Source organism: Halarchaeum sp. CBA1220, assembly GCF_003721175.2.
In the GTDB taxonomy this organism is placed as follows: Archaea; Halobacteriota; Halobacteria; order Halobacteriales; family Halobacteriaceae; genus Halarchaeum; species Halarchaeum grantii.
The window spans coordinates 1,314,886-1,336,393 of the sequence record NZ_CP054707.1; the positions used below are offsets into that span (position 1 = coordinate 1,314,886).

The following is a 21,508-nucleotide window of genomic DNA, read 5'->3' on the forward strand; positions in this document are numbered from 1 at the left end:
GCGTCGCGGCCGGACGGTGGGGGTCGCCGGCCACGAGCTCGGTGCGCGCCGCGCCTCCCGTCGCTTCGGTGGCCGCGCGGCAGGCCGCGTTTCGTGCTGGCCGATGCGTGTCCCGTTCTCCACCACTTCCTCGACGGAGAGAAAGACCCCCATATATGTCTACCGGAGAGACGAACGAGTATTAGGTGTGCCAAAAACAACCGTGAGTGTACACAGCACGCACTCTACCCGTCTATTGGTACTAGATAACACACGTTACGACGGCAAAAGGTTTAAGTAGTTTACGACCTTATCTGTGGTTAGGAAGAAGCGGGTCGGAGGCCTTTATACGTTCCTCCTCCACCCGGTCCCGGAGTTCCCCAATAATGAGCGACACCAGCATCCGCACGTTCACCAGCGACCGCCAGCACACCGAGAGCACCGTCGAGGAGGAGTCCGAGACGCGAACCGACACCACGATCTGTCCCGAGTGTGGGGGCGACCTCCGCACCGACGAGGGGCACGGCGAGACCGTCTGTTCGGACTGTGGCCTCGTCGTCGAGGACGACGCCATCGACCGCGGTCCCGAGTGGCGGGCGTTCAACAGCCAGGAGAAGGACCAGAAATCGCGCGTGGGCGCCCCGACGACGAACATGATGCACGACAAGGGGCTCTCGACGAACATCGGCTGGCAGGACAAGGACGCCTACGGCAACTCCCTCTCGAGCCGCCAGCGCCAGAAGATGCAACGCCTCCGCACCTGGAACGAGCGCTTCCGCACCCGTAACAGCAAGGAGCGGAACCTGAAGCAGGCGCTCGGCGAAATCGAGCGCATGAGCTCCGCCCTCGGTCTCCCCAAGGAGGTACGCGAGACGGCGTCCGTCATCTACCGCCGGGCGCTCAACGAGGACCTCCTCCCGGGGCGCTCCATCGAGGGCGTCGCGACGGCGTCGCTCTACGCGGCGGCACGCCAGATGCAGACGCCGCGCTCCATCGACGAGGTCGCGACCGTCTCGCGCATCGACGACATGGAGTTCAAGCGGACGTACCGCTACATCGTCCGCGAGCTCAAACTCGAGGTCGCGCCCGCCGACCCCGCGAGCTACGTCCCGCGCTTCGTCAGCGAACTCGACCTCAACGACGAGGTCGAGCGACGCGCGCGCGACCTGCTCAAGACCGCCGGCGACAAGGGCGTCACCAGCGGGAAGTCGCCGGTCGGCCTCGCCGCCGCCGCGATCTACGCGGCGAGCCTGCTCGCCAACCAGAAGGTCACCCAGAGCGAGGTCAGCGCGGTGACCGACGTCTCCGAGGTCACCATCCGCAACCGCTATCAGGAGCTCCTCGAGGCCGCCGAGACGGTCCAGTAAGGACCTCCCGACGCGGATTCTGGTGTTCTTCTAGGGCGCTCGCTCGCCCGCTCGTACCGACACGCTGACGTGGTTCTTTTCCGGTGGGATGACGCACGCGAACCCCTCGTTGTACGCGCAGAACGGGCTGTACGCGATGTTGAAGTCGACGACGACGTCGTCGCCCGTCTCGAACGTCTCGACGTCGAGTTCGAGATAGCGCCCCTTCCCGTAGGTCTCCTCGCCGCTCGTCGCGTCGCTGAAGGGCACGAAGAGCCCCTCCTGTGACGGCGCGGCGTACGCCTCCAGGACGTGGTGTTCGTCCTCGAGCGTGAACCCGAGCGTCGCGACTCGCTCGTACGTCCGGTCGGGCCCGCTCGTCGTCTCCAGCTCGACCTCCTCTATCTCGCTCGGCTCCTGAATGCGCGCGACCACGCGGTATTTCGGGTCGGGCGCGTAGTAGTCGAGGCCGTCGAAGTCGTCGCGCTCCTCGGGCGGAATCGGCGACTGGGGGTGTTCGGCGAGGAACTCGTCCTTCTCCGCGCGGTACTCCTCGATGCGCTCGCGCCACGCCAGCTCGTCGAAGTCCTGCTCGGGCATGGGTCGTCCTCGGGGTGCCGTGGCGGTAAGACTACTGGATGCGCGCGAGTCCCGCCCGCGCCCGGCGCGTCGACCTCGCGGCCGCGAACGCCGGCGTTTTGCGTCCGACGTGCCTCCGGGCGAGCATGGTGATGGTGGACGGTTCGATGGGTGGCGGCCAGCTCGTCCGGACGGCCGCGACGTTCGCGGCGCTCACCGGCGAGTCCGTCGAGGTGACGGACGTCCGGGGGGCGCGCGAGGAAGCCGGCTTGAAGCGCCAGCACGTCGCGGCGCTGGAGGCGGTCGCGGCGGCGTGCGACGCGGACCTCGCGGGCGCCGAGGTGGGCTCCGAGCGCGTCGCCGTCGACCCCGGTGCGCTCGATGGTGGCGAAACGCGCATCGACGTGGGGACGGCCGGGAGCGTGCCGCTCATCCTCGACGCCGTCCTCCCGCTCGCGGCGCGCCTCGAGGCGCCCTATCGCGTGACGGTGTCGGGCGGGACGGACGTGCAGTGGGCGCCGCCGCTCGACTACCTCACCGAGGTGAAGCTTCCGGTGCTCCGCGCGCACGGCCTTGACGCGAGCGTGACGCCGACCCGTCGCGGGTTCTACCCGGCGGGCGGCGGTGCGGTGACGCTGACCGTGCGGCCGTCGACGCTCACCGCGCTCGACCTCCGGGAGCGCGGCCGGCTGCGACACCTCGCGGTCGAGTCGGCGGCGAGCGAGTCGCTCCGCGAGGCCGACGTCGCCGCGCGGCAGGCGGACGCCGCCGTCGAGGCGCTCCAGTCGACGGCGGCGGTGCCCGTCCTCCGCGAGTCCGCCTACGACGAGACGGCCTCGTCGGGGTCGGTGGTGACGGTGGTCGCCGCGTACGAGCACGTTCGCGCGGGGTTCTCCGCGCTCGGCGAGCGCGGGACGCCGGCCGAGGCGGTGGCCGAGGACGCCGTCGAGTCGTTCCGCGCGTTCGACCGAACGGCGGCGAGCACCGACGCTCACCTCGCCGACCAGCTCCTCCCGTATCTCGCGCTCGCTGGCGGAGTGTACACGACGCCCGAGCGGACGGCGCACCTCGAGACGCACGCCGACCTCCTCGGGACGTTCGGGTTCGACGTCGACGTCGCGGACGCGGACGGGGTCGTCCGCGTCAGTCGGTGAGGCCGTAGCCGCGCTTGAAGAGGTAGACGTCGACGGCGAGCACGACGACGGTCAGGCCCGTCAGGACGCCCAGCGCCTCGTTCACGGGGATGTCCGACACCCCGAGGACGCCGTAGCGGACGCCGTTCACCATGTAGACCATGGGGTTGAGGTAGGAGGCGGTGAGCGCCGCGCCCTCGAGGGCGTCCAGCGAGTAGAAGACGCCGCCGAAGAAGACGAGCGGCCGGAGGATGAACTGATTGAGGACCGTGAGGTGGTCGAAGTCCTCGGCGACGAGGCCGCCGATGACGCCGAAGCCGGCGAAGAGCACGGTGATGATGAGGAGGAACGCGACGGCGTACGCCGGGTGGGCGAGCGAGTGGACGGGCGTGAAGAACGCGCCGATGACGGCGATGAGGACGCCGATGATGATCCCTCGGAGCGCCGAGGAGGCGACGTAGCTGAACACCATCGCGCGATAGGAGAGCGGGGACGTGAGCGGCTCGTGGATGTACTCGTTCCAGCGCCCGTGGAAGATGGAGAACGAGGCGTTCTCGAAGGCGTTCCCGATGGCCCCGAGGACGACGAGGCCGGGGAGGATGAACTGGATGTAGGGGACGCCGCCGACCTCGCGGATGCGCGCGCCGAGGATGACGCCGAAGACGGAGAAGTAGAGGACGTTCGTGATGAACGGCGGGAGAAAGGTGTTCCACGGCCGGCGGAGGAAGCGCAGTATCTCGCGCTTCGTGAGCGTCTTCAGCCCCGTCGGGAACAGCGCACTCATCGCTGTGCCTCCGCGACGGCGCGCTCCGCGTCCTCGGCCGCCTCGTCGTCGGCGTCACTCGATTTGCGCGTCTCGTCGGCCTCGTCGCGACGCGTCAGCTCGACGAACACCTCCTCGAGCGACGTGCGCTCGATGTCGATGTCGACTGCGGTGTACCCCTGCGCGTCGAGTTGGCGGACGACCTCGGGGACGAGTTCGCTCGCCGACGGCGTGCGGACCACGAGCTCGTCGCCGTCGAGTTCGAGGCTCTCGACGCGCTCGTCGTCGACGGTCGGTACGTCGTCGGGTTCGGTGTCGAGCGCGACGGTGAGGGTGTCGCCGCCCTTCTCGGTGAGTTCGTCGGGCGTCGCGACCGTCACCTTCCGCCCGGAGTCGATGATCGCGACCTCGTCACAGAGGCGTTCGGCCTCCTCGATGTAGTGCGTGGTGAGGAGGACGGTGGTCCCCTCGTCGTTCAGGTCGGTGATGACCTCCCAGAGGTCGTGGCGCAACTCGACGTCGACGCCGGCCGTGGGTTCGTCGAGGATGAGGAGGTCGGGGTCGGTGACGAGGGCGCGCGCGAGCATGAAGCGCCGCTTCATCCCGCCGGAGAGCCAGTCGAAGCGGACGTCGCGCTTGTCGTAGATGCCGACGCGCTTCAGCGCGCGTTCGGCGCGCTCGGCGGCCTCGTCCTCCGGGACGCCGTGGTAGCCCGCCTTGTGCATCAGCACCTCGCGGATGGGGAAGAAGCGGTCGACGTTGAACTCCTGTGGCGCGAGGCCGATGGCGTCGCGCGCGCCCTGATAGTCGTCCTCGACGTCGTGGCCGAACACCTCGGCGCGGCCGCCGCTCTTGCGGACGAGGCCGACGAGGACGTTGATGAACGTCGTCTTCCCCGCGCCGTTCGGCCCGAGGAGCCCGAAGAACGACCCCTCGGGGACGGTGAGGTCGAGGCCGTCGAGCGCCCGGACGTCGCCGTAGTCCTTCTCCAGGCCCTCGACGCGTATCGCTGGTGGCATTCGTAGTCGGGACGACGCCGCGTACGGGATTAAGGCCGACGGAACCCGAACGCCGGGCCGAGAACCGCGAGGCGGAGTGACACGCTCGGGTCGCTCGCGGGTCACACGCTCCCCGCTCGCCGTTCGGCAGGCCCTCGCTGCGCTCGGTCCCGCCGACCGTCTACCCGGTGTTCTTCATCCCGGCGGCGATCCCCTTCACGCTCAGGCGGAGCGTCTGCTCGGCCGCCTCGGTGCGGTGGCTCTGCCGGAGGAGGTCCACCTGTAGGAGGTTGAGCGGGTCGACGTAGGGGTTGCGGCGTTCGAGGCTCTCCGTGAGCCACTCGCGCGTGATGAGCGCGTCCGCCTCGGTGATGTCGAGGACGGCGTCCCTCGAGCGCCCGTACTCGGACTCGATGGTGGGGAAGATGCGCTCGCGGAGGTCGTCGTCGGCGAGGTCGGCGTACTCCGCGGCGATCTCCATCTCGGTGCGCGCCAGCGCCATGGACGCCCGGTCGAGCATCGTCCGGAAGAACGGCCACTCCGCGTACATCTCGCGCAGCGTCTCGACGTCACCGCCGTCGTCGAGGTAGGCCTCGATGCCGGTGCCGACGCCGAACCACCCGGGGACGATACAGCGGCTCTGCGTCCACGAGAACACCCACGGAATCGCGCGCAGGTCCTCGACGCTCCGTTCCTCGGAGCGACTCGCGGGCCGCGAGCCCATGTTCAGCTCCTCGATGACCGTGATGGGGGTCGCCTGCTCGAAGTACTGGACGAACCCCTCGGTGCCGAGGAGGTCGACGTACGCGCTGCGGGCGGCGCTCGCCATCGTCTCCATCGCCGCCTCCCACTCGGGGTCGATGGCGGAGCCGGGGTCGTCGAGGGCGTCCGAGTCGCCCCGGGAGACGGCGTCGTGGCGCGCGCGGATCTGCGCGTTCAGCATCTGCTCGAGGTTCCGCTCGGCGATGTAGGGGTTGCCGTAGGTCTCCGCGATGGACTCGCCCTGCTGGGTGAACTTCACCTCGCCCGTGACGGTTTCGGGGGGGAGCGCGAGGAGCGCCTCGTTCATCGGGCCGCCGCCGCGGGAGATGGAGCCGCCGCGCCCGTGGAAGAGGCGCAGCTCGACGCCGAGGTCGTCCGTGATGGCCGCGAGTTTGCGCTGGGCCTCGTTGAGCGCCCAGTTCGCGGCGAGGAAGCCGTTCTCCTTGTTCGAGTCGCTGTAGCCGAGCATGACCTCCTGAACGGTGCCCCGCGCTTCGAGGGCCGCGCCGTAGGCGTCGTTGTCGAAGAGGGTCTCCATGGTCTCGCGGGCGTTCGCGAGCGCGGACTCCGTCTCGAGGAGGGGGACGACGTCGAGCCCGCAGTGCTCGGGGAGGTCGACGACGCCCGCCTGATCGGCGAGGAAGAGCACTTCGAGGACGTGGCTCGGGCGCTCGGTCATGCTGATGCAGTAGGTGTCGATGGCCTCCTCGCCGTACTCCTCGTGCCAGCCCCCGAGCGCGTCGAAGCGCGAGAGCACGCGCGCGGCCTCGTCGCTCAAGTCCTCCGTATCGGTGAGGTCGAGGACGTTCTCCGTCTGGAGCGTGGCTTCGGTGAGGAACTCGACGCGCTCGTCCTCGTCCATACTCCTATAATCGACGCCCTCGCGTTCGAGGGCCTCCTCGAGTGCGCCCGTGTGCATCTCCTGGTGGTCGCGGAGGTCGAGGCTCGCGAGGTGGAAGCGGAACGTCCGGACCTGTCGCTCGAGCGGGTCGATGTACTCGTCGGCGATGCGGTCGGCGTCGTTCGCGCGCAGGGCGTCCTCGACGACGTCGATGTCCGCGAGGAACTCCTCGTAGTCGTCGTAGCCGCCGGGACGGACGTCGGTGATGCGCCCGAGGCGGCGCCACATCACGAGCACCTTCTGGCGCAGCGGCTCGTCGGGGTAGCGCTCGCGCGCGCCGGAGACGAGCGAGGGGACGCGCTCGGCGTCCCGGTCGAGCGACGCCTCGACGCTGGCGAGGTCCATCCGCGTCGCGTCCTGACTGAGGACGCCGGAGACGTCGTCGAGGGCGTCGCGGTAGTTCTCGACGACGAGGTCGCGTTGGCGCTCGAGGGTCTTCGTCGTCACCTCCGGGGTGACGAACGGGTTGCCGTCCCGGTCGCTCCCGGCCCACGAGCGGAAGTCGAGGATTTCGGGGACGGCCGGCGGCTCCTCGTAGTGCTCCTCGAGGGCGTCCTCGAGGCGGTCGTACATCTCGGGGACCTGGTCGAAGATGACGTTCGCGAGGTACCAGTGGACGTTGCGCGCCTCGTCGAACGGCTCGGGGCGGCGCCCGCGGACCTGCTTCGTCGTCCAGAGGCTCTCGACGAGCGCGTCGAGGCGCGCGAGTTTGTTCGCGCGCTCGCGCTTCGTGAGGCGGTGCTGGTCGAGTTCCTCGAGGAGGTCGGTCACCCGGACGAGCGTCGCCTTCACCGTCTTCCGGCGCGCCTCGGTCGGGTGTGCGGTGAACGTCGGGACGACGCGAACCGCCTCGAGGACGTCCCGAACGTCGGACGGAGCGGCGCCGTCGTCGGCGAGGCGCTCGACGGCGGCGGGGAGGCTGTCGGCGAGCGTGCCGTCGTCCTCGCCCTCGCGGAGCGAGCGGACGCGCTCTCGCTCCTCGGCCAAGTTCACTAATTCGAAATACGTCGTGAACGCCCGGGCGACGGAGGCGTTGACCTCCTCGTCGTTCTCCGCGAGGACGCTCCGGAGTTCGTCGCGCGTCGACGTCTCGCCCTGACGATAGTCGATTGCGGCGGTTCGCGCGTCTTCGACGGCCTCGAAGGCGTCTCGGGACGCGTGTCGCTCGACTGCTTCACCTAGGAGGTCACCTAACTCCCGTACGTCCTGCCGGACGCTCCGTCCGTGTAAACCCATGCCTCGACATTACGTACCACTGTAGTTAAATCCCCTGAAGCGCGCAAATCGTTTCCGATAGCCGGGACGAATTCCCAATACGTTCGCTCATGTGGAACGGATTCTGTGGCTGGCGGCGTGCCACACCCCTTCGCCGAGCGCTCGCTGCCGAGGAACCGCCCGCGATACCGCTCGACGACGCCGGCTTCGGGGTCACGCCGCCGCGTGCGCGCCAACGCGGTGTCCGTCAACTAGGCCACAAGACTATACCGTCACGCCACCCTACCCTCCAGGCGACGACGGACTCCCCCCACTATGATACCCGACTCTCCGGCCGACGGCGCACCCTCCGGCGTCGACACCACCGAGGAGGACCGACCGACCGTTCTCGCCGTCGACGACGACGAGGACCTCGCCGACACGTACGCCATCTGGCTCGACGGCGAGTACGACGTCCGAACCACGTACGACGGCGAGAGCGCCATCGACGCCGTCGATTCCGACGTCGACGTCGTCCTCCTCGACCGTCGCATGCCCGACATGTCCGGCGGCGACGTGCTCGACGCCATCCGCGAGCAGGGCTACGACGTCCGGGTCTCCATGCTCACCGCCGTCGAGCCGGACGAGGACATCCTCGAGATGCCCTTCGACGAGTACCTCGTGAAGCCCGTGACGCGCGACGACGTCGTCGACACCGTCGAGAACCTGCTCGCGCGCTCCGAGTACGACGACGACCTCCAGGAGTACTTCGCCGTCTCCGCGAAACTCGCCACCCTCGAGGCCGAACTCACCCCCGACGAGCGCAACGAGAGCGCGGCCTATCAGGACCTCCAGCAGCGCAAGGTCGACCTCGAGGCGCGCGTTCAGGACTCCCTCGACGACGTCGAGGGGTTCGAGGACGCCTTTCGGGAAGTCGAGAACTAGGCGACGCCGGTCTGTCCGTCCGCGGTGATGGCACCGCCGGTGGAGTTGTTGAACGGATGTCGGGTCGGCGACCCGAGGACGTCGTCGGCGTACTTCACTTCCTGATTGTCGACGTAGACGAGTTCGCGCTCGCCGTCCCCGTCCACGTCGAAGGCGGTGACAGGCGTGGCGGCGACGTTCCCGGAGAGTATCTTCTCCTTCGTGTTCGTGTTGATGAGGTGGAGGTTGTTCGACCCGTCCACCATCGGAACCCGGTCGACGCCGTCGCCGTTCAGGTCGACGGGCGCGCCCGCGCCGATGCCGTTGTTCAGCCCGACGCCGCCGTTCGGGATGGGGTCGTGCGTGCCGTCCGCCTCGAAGTAGCGGAGCTGTTGGCTGTTGCCGAGGTAGACGAGTTCGTCCGCGCCGTCGCCGTCGATATCGCCGATGCCGACGACGGCGTAGACACCGCTGTTCGTGTCGGAGAGAATCGCCTCGGGGCTCTCGCCGGGCCGGACGCGATAGACGGTGTTCCCGGTGCCCGTGTAGTAGACGGCGGGTTCGGTGCCGTTCCATTGCCCGACGGCGACCAGCGACTTCGTGTGGTCCGCGCCCGTCGCGAGGGCGACACGCCCGCTCCGGTTCTGGAGGGCGAGGGTTCCGCCGTCGTCCACGTACGGCGTGTCGAGCACGCCGTCGCCCGTGAAGTCGTACTCGCGCGGGCCGATGACGGTGGCGTTCGTCGGCGCGAAGCGCGTCACGCCGCCGAGCGCGTCGACGGTGGAGAGGTTCTTCGGGTCGTTCGGGTGCGTGAAGACGACGCGGTCCGCGAGCGGGACGACGCCGTAGCGCGGTCCCTGCGGGGCGGCGTCCGGTTCGAGGCGGACCTGCGTCTCGTATTCGATATCGGGCGCGCGGTAGGTGACGTTCAGCGTCGCGGCGTAGACGGCGTCGAGCGCGTACGGCGAGGACGAATCCGCCGTGTAGTAGTGGTCCGTGTAGGTCCCGCTCGTGTAGAGGCCGCCGGTCGGGGCGTTCGCGACGACGACGTAGCGGCCGGCGACGCCGTCACCGTTCGTGAAGGCGATCTCCTCGACCGTCCCGCTCGTGAATCCCTCGAGCGCGGCGCAGTGCGCGCCGTCGACGCTCGCACTCGAGAAGTCGACGGTGGCGGGCGCGGGCGCCGAACAGCCGCCGTCGACGGTGACCGTCGACCCGGTGTCGACGTCCACACTGTGCGTCGAGCCGTCGGCGAACGTCGTCGTGACGGTGAGCGTGCCGGACCGGTCGTCGGTGAGGTTCATCGTGAAGCGCCGCGCGCCGTCCGCGTCGTCGAAGAGCGACCAGTCGGCGGCCCCGCTCCGGTCGGTGAACTCGCGCACGCTCGCCTGATGGATCCCCGTGCCGTTCGTGACGTCGTGTATCGTGACGCTCGTGAGCGTTCCGTGGGCGGCGTACTGCTGGAGCGTGAGGTTCGCCCACTCCGTGGTGTCGTCGCGGAAGGCGTCGTTGAGCGCGCCGTGACCGACGTACTCGCGTGCGTTCGCCTCCGCGAGGACGCCGCCGACGCCCTCGACGACGACGTCCTGATACTCCATGGCGTCCGCGCCGCTCGCGGAGGGGCGCGTCGCGAGGTTGTGCGTGAAGACGACGCTGTTCACGACGAGCGCGAGCGCGACGAACGCGACGGCGATGCCGAGGCCGGCGACGAGGAGGAGCTGGCCGCGGTCGCGTCGCTGGCCGGTCGCCGTCTCGGGGGGTGGCCCACGCTGCATTCGCCTCCCCTTCCGGCGGCGCGCGGAAATAGTTTCGCTCGCCGACGAGCGCCGAGTGCGCCCCGACGGCCGCCGAATGGACGAGTACAAGCGGGCGGCGCCGCCACCGTCGAGTATGCGCATCGGCGTGCTCGGCGCGGGGTCGATGGGGTCGCTGTTCGCGGGCCTGCTCGCGGCGAGGGAGACGGAGACGGTACTGTTCGGGCGGGAGAGCGACCACGTCGCGGCGCTCCGGGAGGCCGGACTGCGCGTCGTCCACGCTGACGGCACGGCCGAGACGGTCGACGTCCCCGTGGTGTGCGACCCGGACGCGGCGCCGCGCTGTGACTACGTGCTCGTCTGCGTGAAGAGCCACCAGACGGACGACGCGCTCGCGACGTGGGCCGGGGCGTTCGGGGACGCGGCGGTCGCGACGCTCCAGAACGGCCTCGGGAACGCGGAAGCGCTCGCGGCGCACGTCCCCGAGGAGCGCGTGCTCGCGGGGACGACGAGTCACGGCGCCCACGTGCTCGAGCCGGGCGTCGTTCGGCACGCCGGGCGGGGCGACACCCGCCTCGGGAACTACTTCGCGCTGAACGACGCGAGCGTGCGCGCGCTCGCGACGCAGCTGTCGCTCGCCGGCGTCGAGACGCACGTCGTCGACGACGTCCAGCGCGCGGTCTGGCGGAAGGTGCTCGTGAACGTCGGCATCAACGCGGCGACCGCGCTCGCGGGCGTCGAGAACGGCGCGCTCGCGGCGACGGCGCCCGGGACGCGACTCGTCCGGCGCTCGGTCGCGGAGGCCGCGCGGGTCGCGCGCCACGAGGGCGTCGACACCGAGGGGGTCATCGAGGAGACGCTGACGGTGGCGCGGCGGACCGCGTCGAACGTCTCCTCGATGCGCCAGGACCTCGAGGCGGGACGCGAGACGGAGGTGGAGGCGATTCACGGCGCCGTCGTCTCGCGCGCGGCGGAGGCGGGCCTCCCGGCGCCCGTGAACCGGACGCTCGCGGACCTCGTGCGGCTCGCGGGCGCCTAGGGCTCCGAGGGGCGCGGACAGCCGTAGGTGTCGCGCATCGTGTCCGCGTACGTGCCGCCCTTCTCGGCGACGAGCGCGACGAGGACGAACTGGTGAGTGGCGGGCTTGAGGACGAACACCTCGTTCGGGGCGTCGAAGTCGGAGTCCTCGCGGAAGCGCGCGAGGAGCGGTTCGAGCGGCGCGGTGCCGTCCCGGAGTTCGGCGTAGACGTCGCGTTCGCCCTGCTGTTCGGCGAACGTGTAGACGGCGCCGTTCGGGTCGCCGCCGGTGTCGTAGGTCGGGCGGGCGTTCACGCCGAGGCCCTCGTGGCGCGCCTCCTCCCACGTGTCGAGCGCGACCTCGAAGAGGTTCGCGACGCCCTCGGCGTAGGCGAAGAGCGTCCGGTCCTCGACGGTGAAGTCACCGAGGCGGGCGTCGCCGTCCTCCCACGCGAGGTCGCCGGTGAAGCGATAGCCCGGTCGGAGGCCGTCCGCGTTCGCGACGTCGACGGCCTCGCCGTCGTCGAGGTCGACGCACCGAAGCGTCCCCTCCGGGCGTTGCGAGCGCACGCGGTAGGTCCCGGTCGTCGTGGGTGTCACGCCTCCGAGGAGGGGCCGGAGGGAGAAAAGCCACCCGACACCGCCTCAGGCGAGGAGGAGGAGGAGGACGGCGACGGTGACGGCGACGCCCGCGCCGAGCAGGCCGTAGTTCGCGAGCGCGTTGTCGGCGGTCCAGAGCGCGAGCGAGTAGCGGGTGTCCCGGAGCGGCCAGAGCGGCCGGATGCCGGCGGGCGTGAGGACGTCGCCGAGGAGGTGGGCGACGACGCCGAGGGCGCCGACGCCGAAGCCGAAGCCGGCGAGGGCGAGGTGCTCCGGGCCGGCGGCCGGGAGGAGGAGGGTGAGGCCGCCGACGGTCGTGCCGACGAGCCACGCGAAGACGAGCGTGTGGGTGATTCCGCGATGCCTCACGAACGGGACGCGCTGGTCGTAATCCGGGAGGGGTGCGAGCGCGAGCATCGCGGCGCCGCCGACGAGCGCGGGGACGCGGTAGCCGGCGACGAGGAGGGCGGCACCGAACGGGGCGTAGACGAGCAGGGAGACGCCGTAGTGCCCGGTGCGGTACATACGGTGGGTGAGAGGGGTGACGCCAGTTAAACCCACCACCCGAACCGGGGCGTCAGTCGGTGAGGCGGCCGGCGACGAGCGCGCAGGCGACGCCGGCGGCGACGCAGACGGCGAGGAGGTTCCAGCCGGCCGCGTAGCCGGCGGTGTCGGCGAGCCACCCGAACGTCGGCGGGACGAGGAGACCGCCGAGGTTGATGGTGGTCTGGCCGGCGGCGGTCGCGGCGCCGGACTCCTCCTCGCTCGCGAGCGCGACGAGCGCGCCGTGATAGAGGCCGGTGACGCCGAGGAGGCTCACGCCGAGTATCGCGAAGCCGGCGGCGGCGCCCGGCATCGCGAGCAGCGGAATCGCGGCCATCGCGAGCGCGCCGACGCCGGTCTGCCAGTTGAAGACGCGGATGGACGCGCGTGCGGCCGTCCCGCGAACGCGGTCGGCGACCCAGCCGGCGCCGATGCGGCCGACGCTCCCCGTGACCTGCGTGAGGCCGAGGACGACGCCGGCGGTCGCCTTCGAGGCGGTGGTGTCGGATTCGAGGTAGGGGACGGCGTAGCCGGTCGTGGTGAAGATGGCGGCGCCGACGAAGAAGCCGCCGGCGGCGAGCGCCATCAGCGCGCGGTTCCCCCAGAGCGCGCCGACGTCCGGGAAGCCCACGTCGCCCGTCCCGCCGGTGCCCTCGTAGGCGACGAGGAAGCCGAGCGCGACGACGCCCGCTGCGCCCGCCGCCACGAGGAAGCCGAGCTGCCAGCCGAGCGCGAGCGCGGCGAGGCCGGCGACGACGAACGCGGCGAGCGCGGAGCCGGCGGTGACGCCGACCTGCTTCACGCCGACGGCGAGGTTGTACGCGCCGCCCGGTGCGCGCTCGGCGACCGCGATGTTCGTCGCGGGCATCGCCGTCGAGTACGCGGCGCCGAGGACGAACACCGCGAGGAGCAGGGTGGGGTAGCTCGTCGCGAGCGAGACGCCGACCGCGCCGAGTGCGAGGCCGACGAGGCCAGCGACCATCGCGGGGCGGTCGCCGTAGGCGTCGACGAACGCGCCCGCCGGGAAGAGGAAGAGCGTGTAGCCGAGCGTGAGCGTCGTGATGACGAGGCCAACCTGCACGCCGGTGAGCCCGAAGTCCGTCTGGAAGGAGTCCGTCGCGGGGAACGCCGAGTAGTAGCAGAGGCTCGCGACGACCTGCCAGAGCGCGACGGCGAGGACGCCGCGCCAGCTCCCCTCGCTCACTGCCGGGCCGCGCCGACGATGGCGATGCCGACGACGAACGCGAGGACGTACGCCGGGTGGGTGCTCGCGTACCCGCCGAAGCCGCCGGCGGCGAGTGAGAGCTGGCCGGCCTGCAGGTCGGCGAGCGCGCGCGTGCCGTCGCCGTTCGCCGCCCACGCGGCGAAGTGCAGGAGGCCGACGCAACTGAGCGCGACGCCGAGGAGCTCCTGGACGCGGGAGCTCACGGCGCCGAGGAGACGGGAGGCGAGACCGGAACTCATCGCCGGGGAATCGGGTCGGCACGAGCAAAAACGTGGCGGGCTCGGGTCGCGGACGCCCGCTCGTCGTCGGGCGATTCTCCCGTCGGCGTGGTCCGGGACCGCACGTTTTTGCTCGCGCGCGTCCACGGGAGCGGTATGTCCGAGACGCCGTTCGAGCGCCGCACTCGCGACGCACAGGCCCGACTCCGCGAGCGCGGGGCGAGCGCGCTCGCGCTCTTCCCGAGCCCGAACACCTACTACCTCGGCGGCTTCGAGGAGTCGCCCGGCGAGCGCCACTTCTTCCTCTTCGTCCCCGCCTCTGGCGACCCGGTGTTCGTGGTGCCCGACCTCTACGGCGCGCAGGTTCGTGACGCGACGTGGGTCGCGGACGTGCGGACGTGGGCCGACGGCGACGACCCGCTCGCCGCTGTCGCGGACGCGCTCGCCGACCTCGGCGTCGCGGGCGGCGAGGTGCTCCTCGACCCGACGATGCACGCGCGCTTCACGCTCGATTTGCGCGACTGCCTCCCCGCGTGCGAGTTCGGCCTCGCCGGCGCCGTCCTCGACGACCTCCGGGTTCGCAAGGACGACGCCGAACTCGACGCGCTCCGCGCGGCCGGGAGCGCGGCGGACGCCGCGATGCGGGACGTCCGAGGGCTGGGCGCGGACGCCGTCGGGATGACCGAGACGGCGCTCGCGCGCTACGTCGAGGAGCGCCTCGTCGCGCGCGGCGGGACGGGCACGTCCTTCGAACCAATCGTCGCGTCGGGGCCGAACGCCGCGAACCCGCACCACGGCCACGGCGAGCGCGAGATACGCGCGGGCGAGCCGGTGACGCTCGACTTCGGGACGCGCGTCGAGCACTACCCGAGCGACCAGACGCGCACCGTCGTCTTCGCGGGCGACCCGCCGGCGGGCTACGCGGAAGCGCACGACGCGGTCGTCGAGGCCCAGCGCGCCGCCGTGGACGCCGTCGAACCCGGCGTCGAGGCGCAGGCCGTCGACGCGGCCGCCCGCGACGTGCTCGAGGCGGCGGGCTACGGTGACGCCTTCGTCCACCGGACGGGCCACGGCGTCGGCCTCGACGTCCACGAGGAGCCCTACATCGTCGCCGGGAACGACCGCGCGCTCGAAGCGGGGATGGTGTTCAGCGTCGAACCCGGCGTCTACGTCGAGGGCGAGTGGGGCGTCCGCGTCGAGGACCTCGTCGTCGTCACCGAGTCGGGCTGTGAGCGCCTGAACGACACGCCGCGCGGGTGGCGCGTCTAATCGCCGTCCCGACGCGCGAGGAGCGCGGCGCCGGCGAGCGCGAGGGCGCCGGCGACGAGGCCGAACCCGGGCGAGTCGCCGACCGTCGTCCCACCGCCGGTGCCGCCGGTGGTCGTCGTGGTGCTCGTGGTGGTGGTCTCGTCCGCGCCGCTCGCGCCGTTCTCGCCGGGCGCCGTCGCGGTGCTGTTCGCCTCGCCGCTCGCCGGCTCGGACGCCGCGAGCGTGACGGTCGCGTCGTCGCGGACGCCCGTGTCGCCCGCTATCGCGGTCAGGTCGTAGCTCCCGCTCGCGAGCGCGGACGCGTCGAGTTCGAGGGTGGCGTTCGCGCCCACGCCACTGACGAGGACGCGGCCGTCGCGCACCTCGCTCGCGGGGACGAGCGCGTGAAGTTCGTCGGTCGTGAGCGCGTCGGAGCGGAGGACGAGCGGGTAGTCAGCCCGGTTCGACGTGACGGCGAGTGTCCCCTCGGAGCCCGTCGCGTCGAGCGACTGGCGGGCGACGCTGAACGCGGCGGCGTCGGTGGCGGTCAGCCGGTAGTTTCCGGGGTCGAGCGACGCCGTCTCGAGAGTGACGTGCCCGTCGTCGGCGGCGAGCTGTCGCACGAACGCGCCGTCGCCGGTTCGAAGCGTGGCGTCCCCCTCGACGGCGAAGCGGAGCGTGAGGCCCCGCCAGTAGACGCCGCCGTCCTCGGCGTCGACGGTCCGGTCGAGCGGTGCATCGGCCTCGGACCCGGCGGGCTCGTCGGCTGTCGTGGTGGTGGTCGTCGTGGTCGTCTCGTCTATGCCGTCGACGGTGAAAGTGGCGACGACGGTGCCGTCGGCGTCGACGAGTCGATACGGGCCGTCGAGGTCGCCGGTGTCGAACGCCACCGTCCCGCCGTCGGCGGCGAGCTGTCGCACGAACGCGCCGTCGCCGGTGCGGAGGACGTACTCCTCGCCGGGGACGTCGCGAGTGAGCGTCACGCCGGCGTCGTAGGTGGCGCCGTCCTCGAGCGCCACCGTCTCGCCACCGTCGTCGGTGTCGTCGGTCGTGCTCGCCGTTGTCGTGGTCGTCGTGGTCGGCGCGCCCTCGACGCCGAAGGCGAACACCGTCGCGCCGTCGCCGTCCCTGAGCGTGTAGTCGCCGTTTCGGAGGCTACCGGTGTCGATGACGACCGTCTCGTTCTCGGCGGTGAGCTCCGCGACGAACGCGCCGTCCGCGTTCCGGAGGGCGTAGCTCCCGTTCGTCGAGACGTCGACTGCGATGCTGGTGCCGTGGTCGTAGGTGGTTCCGTTCGTCGCCTCGACGGGGTCGGCGGCGACGGCGGGGCCCGCGAGGAGGGCGGCCGTCACCCCGACGAGGAGGAGCGACCCGATTGCGAGTGCGTGTGGAGGGCGCATCGTCACGGCTGTTCGACAGGTCCGCCCATAACGGTTCGGTAGGGTACAGTCACCGCTTCACGGCCCGCCGGGCGCGGTGGCTCTACCTGCCGCCGTCGCGGGATTCATTGCCGTCCACATCCACGCCAAGGTATGGCACGCATCGAGGAGACCTATATAGAGAACCGGAACCGGGTCCAGCCGAACCACGCTAACAACTACGAGACCGTCCACGGGGGGAACGTCATGAAGTGGATGGACGAGGTCGGCGCGATGAGCGCGATGCGCCACGCGGGCGAGACGTGCGTCACCGCGAGCATCGACCACATGGACTTCATGCGCCCCGTCCCGGTCGGCGACATCGTCGTCATCGAGGCCTACGTCTACGACGTCGGGCGGACGAGCGTGAAGGTCCGCCTCCGGGCGTTCGGCGAGAACCCGCGGACGGGCGAGCGCCACCAGACGACGGAGTCCTACTTCGTCTTCGTCGCCGTCGACCAGGACGGCCGCCCGACCGAAGTGCCGGACCTCGGCGTCGAGAGCGAACGCGACGAAGCGCTCCTCGAGGCCGCTCGCGAGGGCGAGAACGGCGAGGAGTGACGCGAGCGAGCGGGTGACGCCGACTTTTTGTCAGCGCGCGCCCGACGCGTAGCTATGGTACCACCGCTCGCCGTCGACATCGACGGCACGCTCACCGACGGCGACGGCGCCGTCGACCCGCGGATCTTCGAGGCGCTCCAGTCGTGGCCGGCGCCGGTCGTCGTCGCGACCGGGAAGGCCTTCCCGTACCCGGTGGCGCTCGCGCACTTCCTCCGAATCGAACGCACCGTCATCGCCGAAAATGGGGGTGTCTCGCTCGTCGGCGACGACCTCGTCGTTCACGGCGACCGCGCGGGCGCGCAGGCCGTCGCGGACGCCTACCGCGAGCGCGGGCACGACCTCGGCTGGGGCGAGTTGGACCTCACGAACCGCTGGCGCGAGACCGAGGTCGCGGTGAGTCGCGACCGGCCGCTCGAACCCCTCGAAGCGCTCGCCGCCGAACAGGGCCTCGAAGTCGTCGACACCGGCTACGCCTACCACGTGAAGGACCCGACGATCAGCAAGGGCCGCGCGCTCGCGAGCGTCGCCGACCGCCTCGGCTACGACGTGACCGAGTTCGCGGCCGTCGGGGACTCGCAGAACGACGCCCACATGTTCGAGACGGTCGGCGTCGCCTACGCCGTCGCGAACGCCGACGAGCACGCGAGCGCGGCCGCCGACTACGTCACGGACGCCGCGTACGCCGACGGCTTCCTCGAAGCCGTCGCGGAGATCGAGGCGGCGAGCGAATAGATGGAGGAGATCGACGCCCGACTCGCCGAGTCCCCCGCAGTCACCGTGACGTGTCTGCCGGACGGGAGCGTCGACCGACGCTACGCCGTCGAGGACGCCGCCGGCCACGTCGAGTCGCGCGCCGACCTCGGCGAGCGCATCGCGAGCGGGCACGCGAAGTCGTTCCTCGTCGACCACGAGACGACGGAACCGGGCGGGCAGGCCGTGAACGCCGCGCGACAGGCCCACGCGCTCGGCGCCGACACCGCGCTCTACGGCCACCTCGACCACGCGGTCTTCGACGCCCTCGACTGCGAGACGCACTCGATGGGGCGGCCCGCCGACGTCGCCGTCTTCGAGTTCGCCGACGACGCCGTGATGTTCACCGAGGAGTCGCCCGACGTCGCGGACTGGGCGCTCGCCGACCTCGAGCGCGTCGCCGACCTCGACGCCGCCCTCGACGCGGACGCCGTCGTCTGGACGAACTGGGCGTCCGTGCAGGCCGGGACGCTCGCCCTCGAAGCGCTCGCCGAGCGGGCCGTCGGCGACGGCGGCTGGCTCGTCGTCGACCCCGGCGACGTGACCGTCCGCGAGGCACGCGCCGTCGCGCCGTTCCTCGACGCGCTCGCCGGCCTCGAGGCGTGGCGCGTCGCGCTCAGCGTGAACGACGACGAGCTCGCCTTCCTCGCCGAGGCGGTGTCGGACGGCGGGGAGGCGCCGGCCACGCGCGCCGACGCGCTCGCGCTCCTGCGCGACCTCGGCGCGCTCGACGTCGCCGCCCTCCACGCCGAGGACGCGGCCGTCGCCGCCGACGCCGCCGGCGTCACGCGCTGTCCGAACCTCAGCGTGGACGCCGTGCGCTACACGGGCGCGGGCGACCGGTTCAGCGCCGGCCTCGCGTACGCGCTCGCCGCCGACTGGCCGCTCGACCAGGCGCTCACGCTCGCGAACGCCTGTGCGACCTTCTACGTCACGCACGCGCGCTCCGGCGACCGCGAGGCGCTGGCCGCCTGGCTCGCCGAGCGCCGCTAGCCGACGTGCTCCGGCGTGCACCCGTGGCCGCACGCCGTACACCGATAGGAACCGAGCCCGCGCGTCCGTACCGCGTCCGTCCGCCCGCACGCCGGACGGGGGCTGTCGAGGACTATCACGACCGCCCTACGCCTCCGGCGGCGACGAACCGCTCGCCCGCTACCGGAGCACGCTCGGGATGAGCGAGCGGACGTAGCCGAGGACGCCCGCCGCCCCCGACTGGCGCGCGTCCTCGAGGACCGGATGGAGCGCGTTCAGGAGGTCGCGCCGCGAGTCGAAGCGCTCCCGCTCGGTGCGTTCGAGCGCCGTCGAGAAGGCGACGGTGCGACCGCGCGTGTCGATGGGCACCTCGGGGTCGCCGGTCGCGGCGACGAGCGTCTCGCGGTCGACGGGGTACGTGACGTCGGCCGCGTCGAGGAACGATTCCGCGGCCGGGATGCCGAACTCGACGACGTCCGGTCCGTCGTCGTCGTCGCTCGTTGGCGGGCGTGCAGCCATGCGCGTAGATAGCTGTCTGCTCCGCCGAAAGCGCTACGGTATTCGCGACGACGCGCGGGAAACGCCGCCGTCCCGGCGGGCCGCCCCGTCGGGGCGACTCAGCGGTGCGGGACGAACGTCTCCTCGTGGAGGTCGCTCGTCACCCGGTCGGCGAGCGCGCGGAGGTTCTCCGCGTCGTAGCGGTTGTACGTGACGAGTCGGTCGAGCGCCGCCTCGTCGTTCTCCCGCTCGTAGCGCTTCCAGAGCCGGACGGCCTCGCGGCCGTCGACGTCCTCGACGCCGTCGCGCTCGAGGCCGAGGTCGGACTCGATGGCCTTCAGCCCGCCCGAGAGGTCGAGCTTCTTGCAGGTGTACATGAGGTCGAGATGCGGCGTCGTGACGTCGAGGTCGAAGCTCTGCGCGAGGAACGGGACGTCGAAGCGCTTGCCGTTGAACGAGACGAGCAGGTCCGCCGAGTCGAGTTCCGCGCGGACGGTCTCGCGCGTCAGGTCGTCCCCGCGAACGAGCGTTCGCGTCCCGTCCGAGCGGTGGAAGCTCACCGTCGTCACGTCGTTCGTCGCGGCGTCCAAGCCCGTCGTCTCAATGTCGAAGAAGCAGGCCCCGTCCGCGAAGTTCTCGTACGCCCGCCAGAGCTCGCCGGACGGGAGCGTCTCCGCGAAGAACGACGCGTCGCCCGAGTCGAGGCGCTCGCGGGCCGTGTCGATGTAGTCGGCGACTCGCCGGCCGGTCTTCTCGCCGAGGTAGTCGGTGTCGAAGTCGTCCCAGTGGTGGACGCCGTCCGCCCAGAGCGAGCGCTCGGTCGCGGGACCGACGCCCTCGGCGGCGATGAAGGAGTTCTCGACGCGCATACCCGTCCGTGGGCGTCGAGGCGTATGAGTCCTCCGTCAGGGCGCCGTCGGGCGAACAGAGGGGGTGAGCTACTCGAACGCGGTGCCACCGCCGGAGAGAAACGGCTTTCAGTCGCCCGGCCCCCCACACGGGTATGCAGCGGACGGTCGCGGCGGCGCTCGCGTGTGCCCTCCTCCTGCTCGCGGTGCCGGCCGGGGCGACGAGCGGCGGATTCGCCGCGCTCGCTCCCGGCGGCGTCTCGCCCGACCGCGTCGACCTCACCGTCGACGTCGCCGAGAACGGGTCGGCGACGTGGACCGTCACCTACCGGCTGGCGCTCGCGACGGAGAACGAGACGGCGGCGTTCGAGGACCTCCAGCGGGACGTCCGGGCGAACCGGAGCGCCTACCTCGACCCGTTCGCCGAGCGCATCCGGACGACGGTGCGGACGGCCGAGAACGCGACCGGCCGGCCGATGAACGCCACGGCCTTCTCGGTGTCGACGCGCGTCCAGTCCATCGGCTCGCAGTACGGCGTCGTCGCCTACCAGTTCACGTGGCACGGGTTCGCCGCCGTCGACGGCCGGACGGTGCGGGCCGGGGACGCCATCGCGGGCTTCTACCTCGACGAGGACACCACGCTCACGCTGAGCGCGCCCGAGGACTACCGGGTGGCATCGGTGTCGCCGCCGCCGACGACGCGGAGCGAGAACGCGGTCGGCTGGGAGGGCCCGGTGACGTTCACGGACGAGCAGCCGCGCGCGACGTTCGCGCCACCCGCGCCGTCGGTCCCGTGGCCGCTCGTCGCTGGCGGCGTCGCCCTCCTCGCCGCCCTCGCGGGCGCCGGCCTCTGGTACCGGCGTCGCACCCGGACCGGCGGTGCGTCGGGGAGCGACGATGCGGGCGTCGAGACGAGCGATACGACCGCCGGTCGCCCGGGCGAGTCGAGCGGTCCCGACGCCGCCGCGTCGGACGCCGAGCCGGACACGGACGCCGGCGAGCGTGAGCGCGGCGATGCGGCCGAGCGACCGCCGGCGGAGCTGTTGAGTAACGAGGAGCGCGTGAAGCGCGTGCTCCGCGAGCGCGGCGGGCGCGCGCGCCAGCAGGAGGTCGTCGCCGAGACCGGGTGGACGGAGGCGAAGACGAGTCAGGTCGTGAGCGGGATGCGCGAATCCGGCGACCTGGAGTCGTTCCGAATCGGTCGCGAGAACGTGCTGAAGCTTCCCGACGTCGACGAGGGGGTCGAGGAGTCGTGAACCGCCCGACTGCGGACGGTT

21 protein-coding genes are annotated in these 21,508 nt (G+C 71.4%); 9 read left to right on the forward strand and 12 right to left on the reverse strand.

What is annotated here, in order from left to right; genetic code table 11:
- Positions 1 to 365: 365 nt before the first annotated feature.
- Complete coding sequence (locus EFA46_RS07030; protein ID WP_123073978.1) at positions 366 to 1,346, forward strand: transcription initiation factor IIB family protein; 981 nt, start codon at positions 366 to 368, stop codon at positions 1,344 to 1,346.
- Between the two features lie 30 nt (positions 1,347 to 1,376).
- On the opposite strand, the gene EFA46_RS07035 is transcribed toward EFA46_RS07030, so the two are convergent.
- On the reverse strand, positions 1,377 to 1,925 hold the full coding sequence (locus EFA46_RS07035; RefSeq protein WP_123073977.1) for a DUF1684 domain-containing protein: 549 nt from the start codon (positions 1,923 to 1,925) through the stop codon (positions 1,377 to 1,379).
- A 38-nt stretch (positions 1,926 to 1,963) separates the two neighbouring features.
- Between EFA46_RS07035 and rtcA the strand changes: the two genes are divergently transcribed.
- Complete coding sequence (rtcA, locus tag EFA46_RS07040) at positions 1,964 to 3,058, forward strand: RNA 3'-terminal phosphate cyclase (protein ID WP_255494034.1); 1,095 nt, start codon at positions 1,964 to 1,966, stop codon at positions 3,056 to 3,058.
- Here rtcA and EFA46_RS07045 read toward each other — a convergent pair.
- From EFA46_RS07045 to ppc, 3 genes are all read right to left on the reverse strand, one after another.
- The gene (locus EFA46_RS07045) at positions 3,048 to 3,821 is read right to left on the reverse strand and encodes an ABC transporter permease (RefSeq protein ID WP_123073975.1); all 774 of its coding nucleotides are present in this window, start codon (positions 3,819 to 3,821) and stop codon (positions 3,048 to 3,050) included. The two genes, rtcA and EFA46_RS07045, sit on opposite strands and share 11 nt — an antisense overlap.
- Positions 3,818 to 4,819 carry an ABC transporter ATP-binding protein gene (locus EFA46_RS07050; protein WP_123073974.1) on the reverse strand — a complete coding sequence of 334 codons (1,002 nt, stop codon included), beginning with the start codon at positions 4,817 to 4,819 and terminating at the stop codon, positions 3,818 to 3,820. Before EFA46_RS07050 ends, EFA46_RS07045 begins: the two co-directional genes overlap by 4 nt.
- A 160-nt stretch (positions 4,820 to 4,979) precedes the next feature.
- A complete protein-coding gene (ppc, locus tag EFA46_RS07055; RefSeq protein ID WP_123073973.1) occupies positions 4,980 to 7,697 on the reverse strand; it encodes a phosphoenolpyruvate carboxylase in 2,718 nt (905 codons plus the stop codon).
- A 294-nt stretch (positions 7,698 to 7,991) separates the two neighbouring features.
- Here ppc and EFA46_RS07060 point away from each other — a divergent pair, with 294 nt between their 5' ends.
- Positions 7,992 to 8,600 carry a HalX domain-containing protein gene (locus tag EFA46_RS07060; protein WP_123077222.1) on the forward strand — a complete coding sequence of 203 codons (609 nt, stop codon included), beginning with the start codon at positions 7,992 to 7,994 and terminating at the stop codon, positions 8,598 to 8,600.
- Here the strand turns inward: EFA46_RS07060 and EFA46_RS07065 are convergent.
- Positions 8,597 to 10,354, reverse strand: coding sequence for a VCBS repeat-containing protein (locus tag EFA46_RS07065; RefSeq protein WP_123077220.1), 1,758 nt, complete (start codon positions 10,352 to 10,354; stop codon positions 8,597 to 8,599). The two genes, EFA46_RS07060 and EFA46_RS07065, sit on opposite strands and share 4 nt — an antisense overlap.
- Before the next feature lie 115 nt (positions 10,355 to 10,469).
- On the opposite strand from EFA46_RS07065, the gene EFA46_RS07070 reads away from it, so the two are divergent.
- The gene (locus EFA46_RS07070) at positions 10,470 to 11,372 is read left to right on the forward strand and encodes a ketopantoate reductase family protein (RefSeq protein ID WP_123077218.1); all 903 of its coding nucleotides are present in this window, start codon (positions 10,470 to 10,472) and stop codon (positions 11,370 to 11,372) included.
- Here EFA46_RS07070 and EFA46_RS07075 read toward each other — a convergent pair.
- The 4 genes from EFA46_RS07075 to EFA46_RS07090 are packed head-to-tail and all read right to left on the reverse strand — an operon-like array spanning position 11,369 to position 13,957.
- Positions 11,369 to 11,950: a DUF6663 family protein gene (locus tag EFA46_RS07075; protein ID WP_123077216.1), complete on the reverse strand. Its 582-nt coding sequence runs from the start codon at positions 11,948 to 11,950 to the stop codon at positions 11,369 to 11,371. The two genes, EFA46_RS07070 and EFA46_RS07075, sit on opposite strands and share 4 nt — an antisense overlap.
- 45 nt (positions 11,951 to 11,995) lie before the next feature.
- The gene (locus EFA46_RS07080) at positions 11,996 to 12,475 is read right to left on the reverse strand and encodes a metal-dependent hydrolase (protein ID WP_123077214.1); all 480 of its coding nucleotides are present in this window, start codon (positions 12,473 to 12,475) and stop codon (positions 11,996 to 11,998) included.
- 52 nt (positions 12,476 to 12,527) lie between these two features.
- Positions 12,528 to 13,697 carry an MFS transporter gene (locus tag EFA46_RS07085; protein WP_123077212.1) on the reverse strand — a complete coding sequence of 390 codons (1,170 nt, stop codon included), beginning with the start codon at positions 13,695 to 13,697 and terminating at the stop codon, positions 12,528 to 12,530.
- Positions 13,694 to 13,957, reverse strand: a complete 264-nt coding sequence (locus tag EFA46_RS07090; RefSeq protein ID WP_123077210.1) for a hypothetical protein — start codon at positions 13,955 to 13,957, stop codon at positions 13,694 to 13,696. Before EFA46_RS07090 ends, EFA46_RS07085 begins: the two co-directional genes overlap by 4 nt.
- Positions 13,958 to 14,092: 135 nt before the next feature.
- Between EFA46_RS07090 and EFA46_RS07095 the strand changes: the two genes are divergently transcribed.
- On the forward strand, positions 14,093 to 15,205 hold the full coding sequence (locus EFA46_RS07095; RefSeq protein WP_123077208.1) for a Xaa-Pro peptidase family protein: 1,113 nt from the start codon (positions 14,093 to 14,095) through the stop codon (positions 15,203 to 15,205).
- Here EFA46_RS07095 and EFA46_RS07100 read toward each other — a convergent pair.
- Positions 15,202 to 16,584 (reverse strand): PGF-CTERM sorting domain-containing protein, encoded by a 1,383-nt coding sequence (locus tag EFA46_RS07100; protein WP_123077206.1) that lies wholly within the window; start codon positions 16,582 to 16,584, stop codon positions 15,202 to 15,204. The two genes, EFA46_RS07095 and EFA46_RS07100, sit on opposite strands and share 4 nt — an antisense overlap.
- Positions 16,585 to 16,716: 132 nt before the next feature.
- On the opposite strand from EFA46_RS07100, the gene EFA46_RS07105 reads away from it, so the two are divergent.
- The 3 genes from EFA46_RS07105 to EFA46_RS07115 are packed head-to-tail and all read left to right on the forward strand — an operon-like array spanning position 16,717 to position 18,906.
- Positions 16,717 to 17,163, forward strand: coding sequence for an acyl-CoA thioesterase (locus EFA46_RS07105; RefSeq protein WP_123077204.1), 447 nt, complete (start codon positions 16,717 to 16,719; stop codon positions 17,161 to 17,163).
- A gap of 54 nt (positions 17,164 to 17,217) precedes the next feature.
- The gene (locus EFA46_RS07110; RefSeq protein WP_123077202.1) at positions 17,218 to 17,895 is read left to right on the forward strand and encodes a phosphoglycolate phosphatase; all 678 of its coding nucleotides are present in this window, start codon (positions 17,218 to 17,220) and stop codon (positions 17,893 to 17,895) included.
- Positions 17,896 to 18,906, forward strand: a complete 1,011-nt coding sequence (locus EFA46_RS07115; protein ID WP_123077200.1) for a carbohydrate kinase family protein — start codon at positions 17,896 to 17,898, stop codon at positions 18,904 to 18,906.
- A 159-nt stretch (positions 18,907 to 19,065) separates the two neighbouring features.
- Here EFA46_RS07115 and EFA46_RS07120 read toward each other — a convergent pair whose 3' ends face one another.
- Both EFA46_RS07120 and EFA46_RS07125 read right to left on the reverse strand, forming a co-directional pair.
- A complete protein-coding gene (locus EFA46_RS07120) occupies positions 19,066 to 19,404 on the reverse strand; it encodes a hypothetical protein (protein WP_123077198.1) in 339 nt (112 codons plus the stop codon).
- A 98-nt stretch (positions 19,405 to 19,502) separates the two neighbouring features.
- Positions 19,503 to 20,252: a ribonuclease H-like domain-containing protein gene (locus tag EFA46_RS07125; protein ID WP_123077196.1), complete on the reverse strand. Its 750-nt coding sequence runs from the start codon at positions 20,250 to 20,252 to the stop codon at positions 19,503 to 19,505.
- Between the two features lie 134 nt (positions 20,253 to 20,386).
- Between EFA46_RS07125 and EFA46_RS07130 the strand changes: the two genes are divergently transcribed.
- A complete protein-coding gene (locus tag EFA46_RS07130; protein WP_123077194.1) occupies positions 20,387 to 21,487 on the forward strand; it encodes a DUF4897 domain-containing protein in 1,101 nt (366 codons plus the stop codon).
- Positions 21,488 to 21,508: the final 21 nt, after the last annotated feature.

Bases quoted from the DNA above. Each gene is read 5' to 3' on its own strand.
- EFA46_RS07105 (WP_123077204.1), top strand. From the start codon at position 16,717: ATGGCACGCATCGAGGAGACCTATATAGAGAACCGGAACCGGGTCCAG.
- EFA46_RS07035 (WP_123073977.1), bottom strand. From the start codon at position 1,925: ATGCCCGAGCAGGACTTCGACGAGCTGGCGTGGCGCGAGCGCATCGAG.
- EFA46_RS07095 (WP_123077208.1), top strand. From the start codon at position 14,093: ATGTCCGAGACGCCGTTCGAGCGCCGCACTCGCGACGCACAGGCCCGA.
- EFA46_RS07120 (WP_123077198.1), bottom strand. From the start codon at position 19,404: ATGGCTGCACGCCCGCCAACGAGCGACGACGACGACGGACCGGACGTC.
- EFA46_RS07050 (WP_123073974.1), bottom strand. From the start codon at position 4,819: ATGCCACCAGCGATACGCGTCGAGGGCCTGGAGAAGGACTACGGCGAC.
- EFA46_RS07125 (WP_123077196.1), bottom strand. From the start codon at position 20,252: ATGCGCGTCGAGAACTCCTTCATCGCCGCCGAGGGCGTCGGTCCCGCG.
- rtcA (WP_255494034.1), top strand. From the start codon at position 1,964: ATGCGCGCGAGTCCCGCCCGCGCCCGGCGCGTCGACCTCGCGGCCGCG.
- EFA46_RS07110 (WP_123077202.1), top strand. From the start codon at position 17,218: ATGGTACCACCGCTCGCCGTCGACATCGACGGCACGCTCACCGACGGC.
- EFA46_RS07065 (WP_123077220.1), bottom strand. From the start codon at position 10,354: ATGCAGCGTGGGCCACCCCCCGAGACGGCGACCGGCCAGCGACGCGAC.
- EFA46_RS07030 (WP_123073978.1), top strand. From the start codon at position 366: ATGAGCGACACCAGCATCCGCACGTTCACCAGCGACCGCCAGCACACC.
- EFA46_RS07100 (WP_123077206.1), bottom strand. From the start codon at position 16,584: ATGCGCCCTCCACACGCACTCGCAATCGGGTCGCTCCTCCTCGTCGGG.
- EFA46_RS07090 (WP_123077210.1), bottom strand. From the start codon at position 13,957: ATGAGTTCCGGTCTCGCCTCCCGTCTCCTCGGCGCCGTGAGCTCCCGC.
- EFA46_RS07115 (WP_123077200.1), top strand. From the start codon at position 17,896: ATGGAGGAGATCGACGCCCGACTCGCCGAGTCCCCCGCAGTCACCGTG.
- EFA46_RS07045 (WP_123073975.1), bottom strand. From the start codon at position 3,821: ATGAGTGCGCTGTTCCCGACGGGGCTGAAGACGCTCACGAAGCGCGAG.
- EFA46_RS07060 (WP_123077222.1), top strand. From the start codon at position 7,992: ATGATACCCGACTCTCCGGCCGACGGCGCACCCTCCGGCGTCGACACC.
- EFA46_RS07070 (WP_123077218.1), top strand. From the start codon at position 10,470: ATGCGCATCGGCGTGCTCGGCGCGGGGTCGATGGGGTCGCTGTTCGCG.
- EFA46_RS07130 (WP_123077194.1), top strand. From the start codon at position 20,387: ATGCAGCGGACGGTCGCGGCGGCGCTCGCGTGTGCCCTCCTCCTGCTC.
- ppc (WP_123073973.1), bottom strand. From the start codon at position 7,697: ATGGGTTTACACGGACGGAGCGTCCGGCAGGACGTACGGGAGTTAGGT.
- EFA46_RS07080 (WP_123077214.1), bottom strand. From the start codon at position 12,475: ATGTACCGCACCGGGCACTACGGCGTCTCCCTGCTCGTCTACGCCCCG.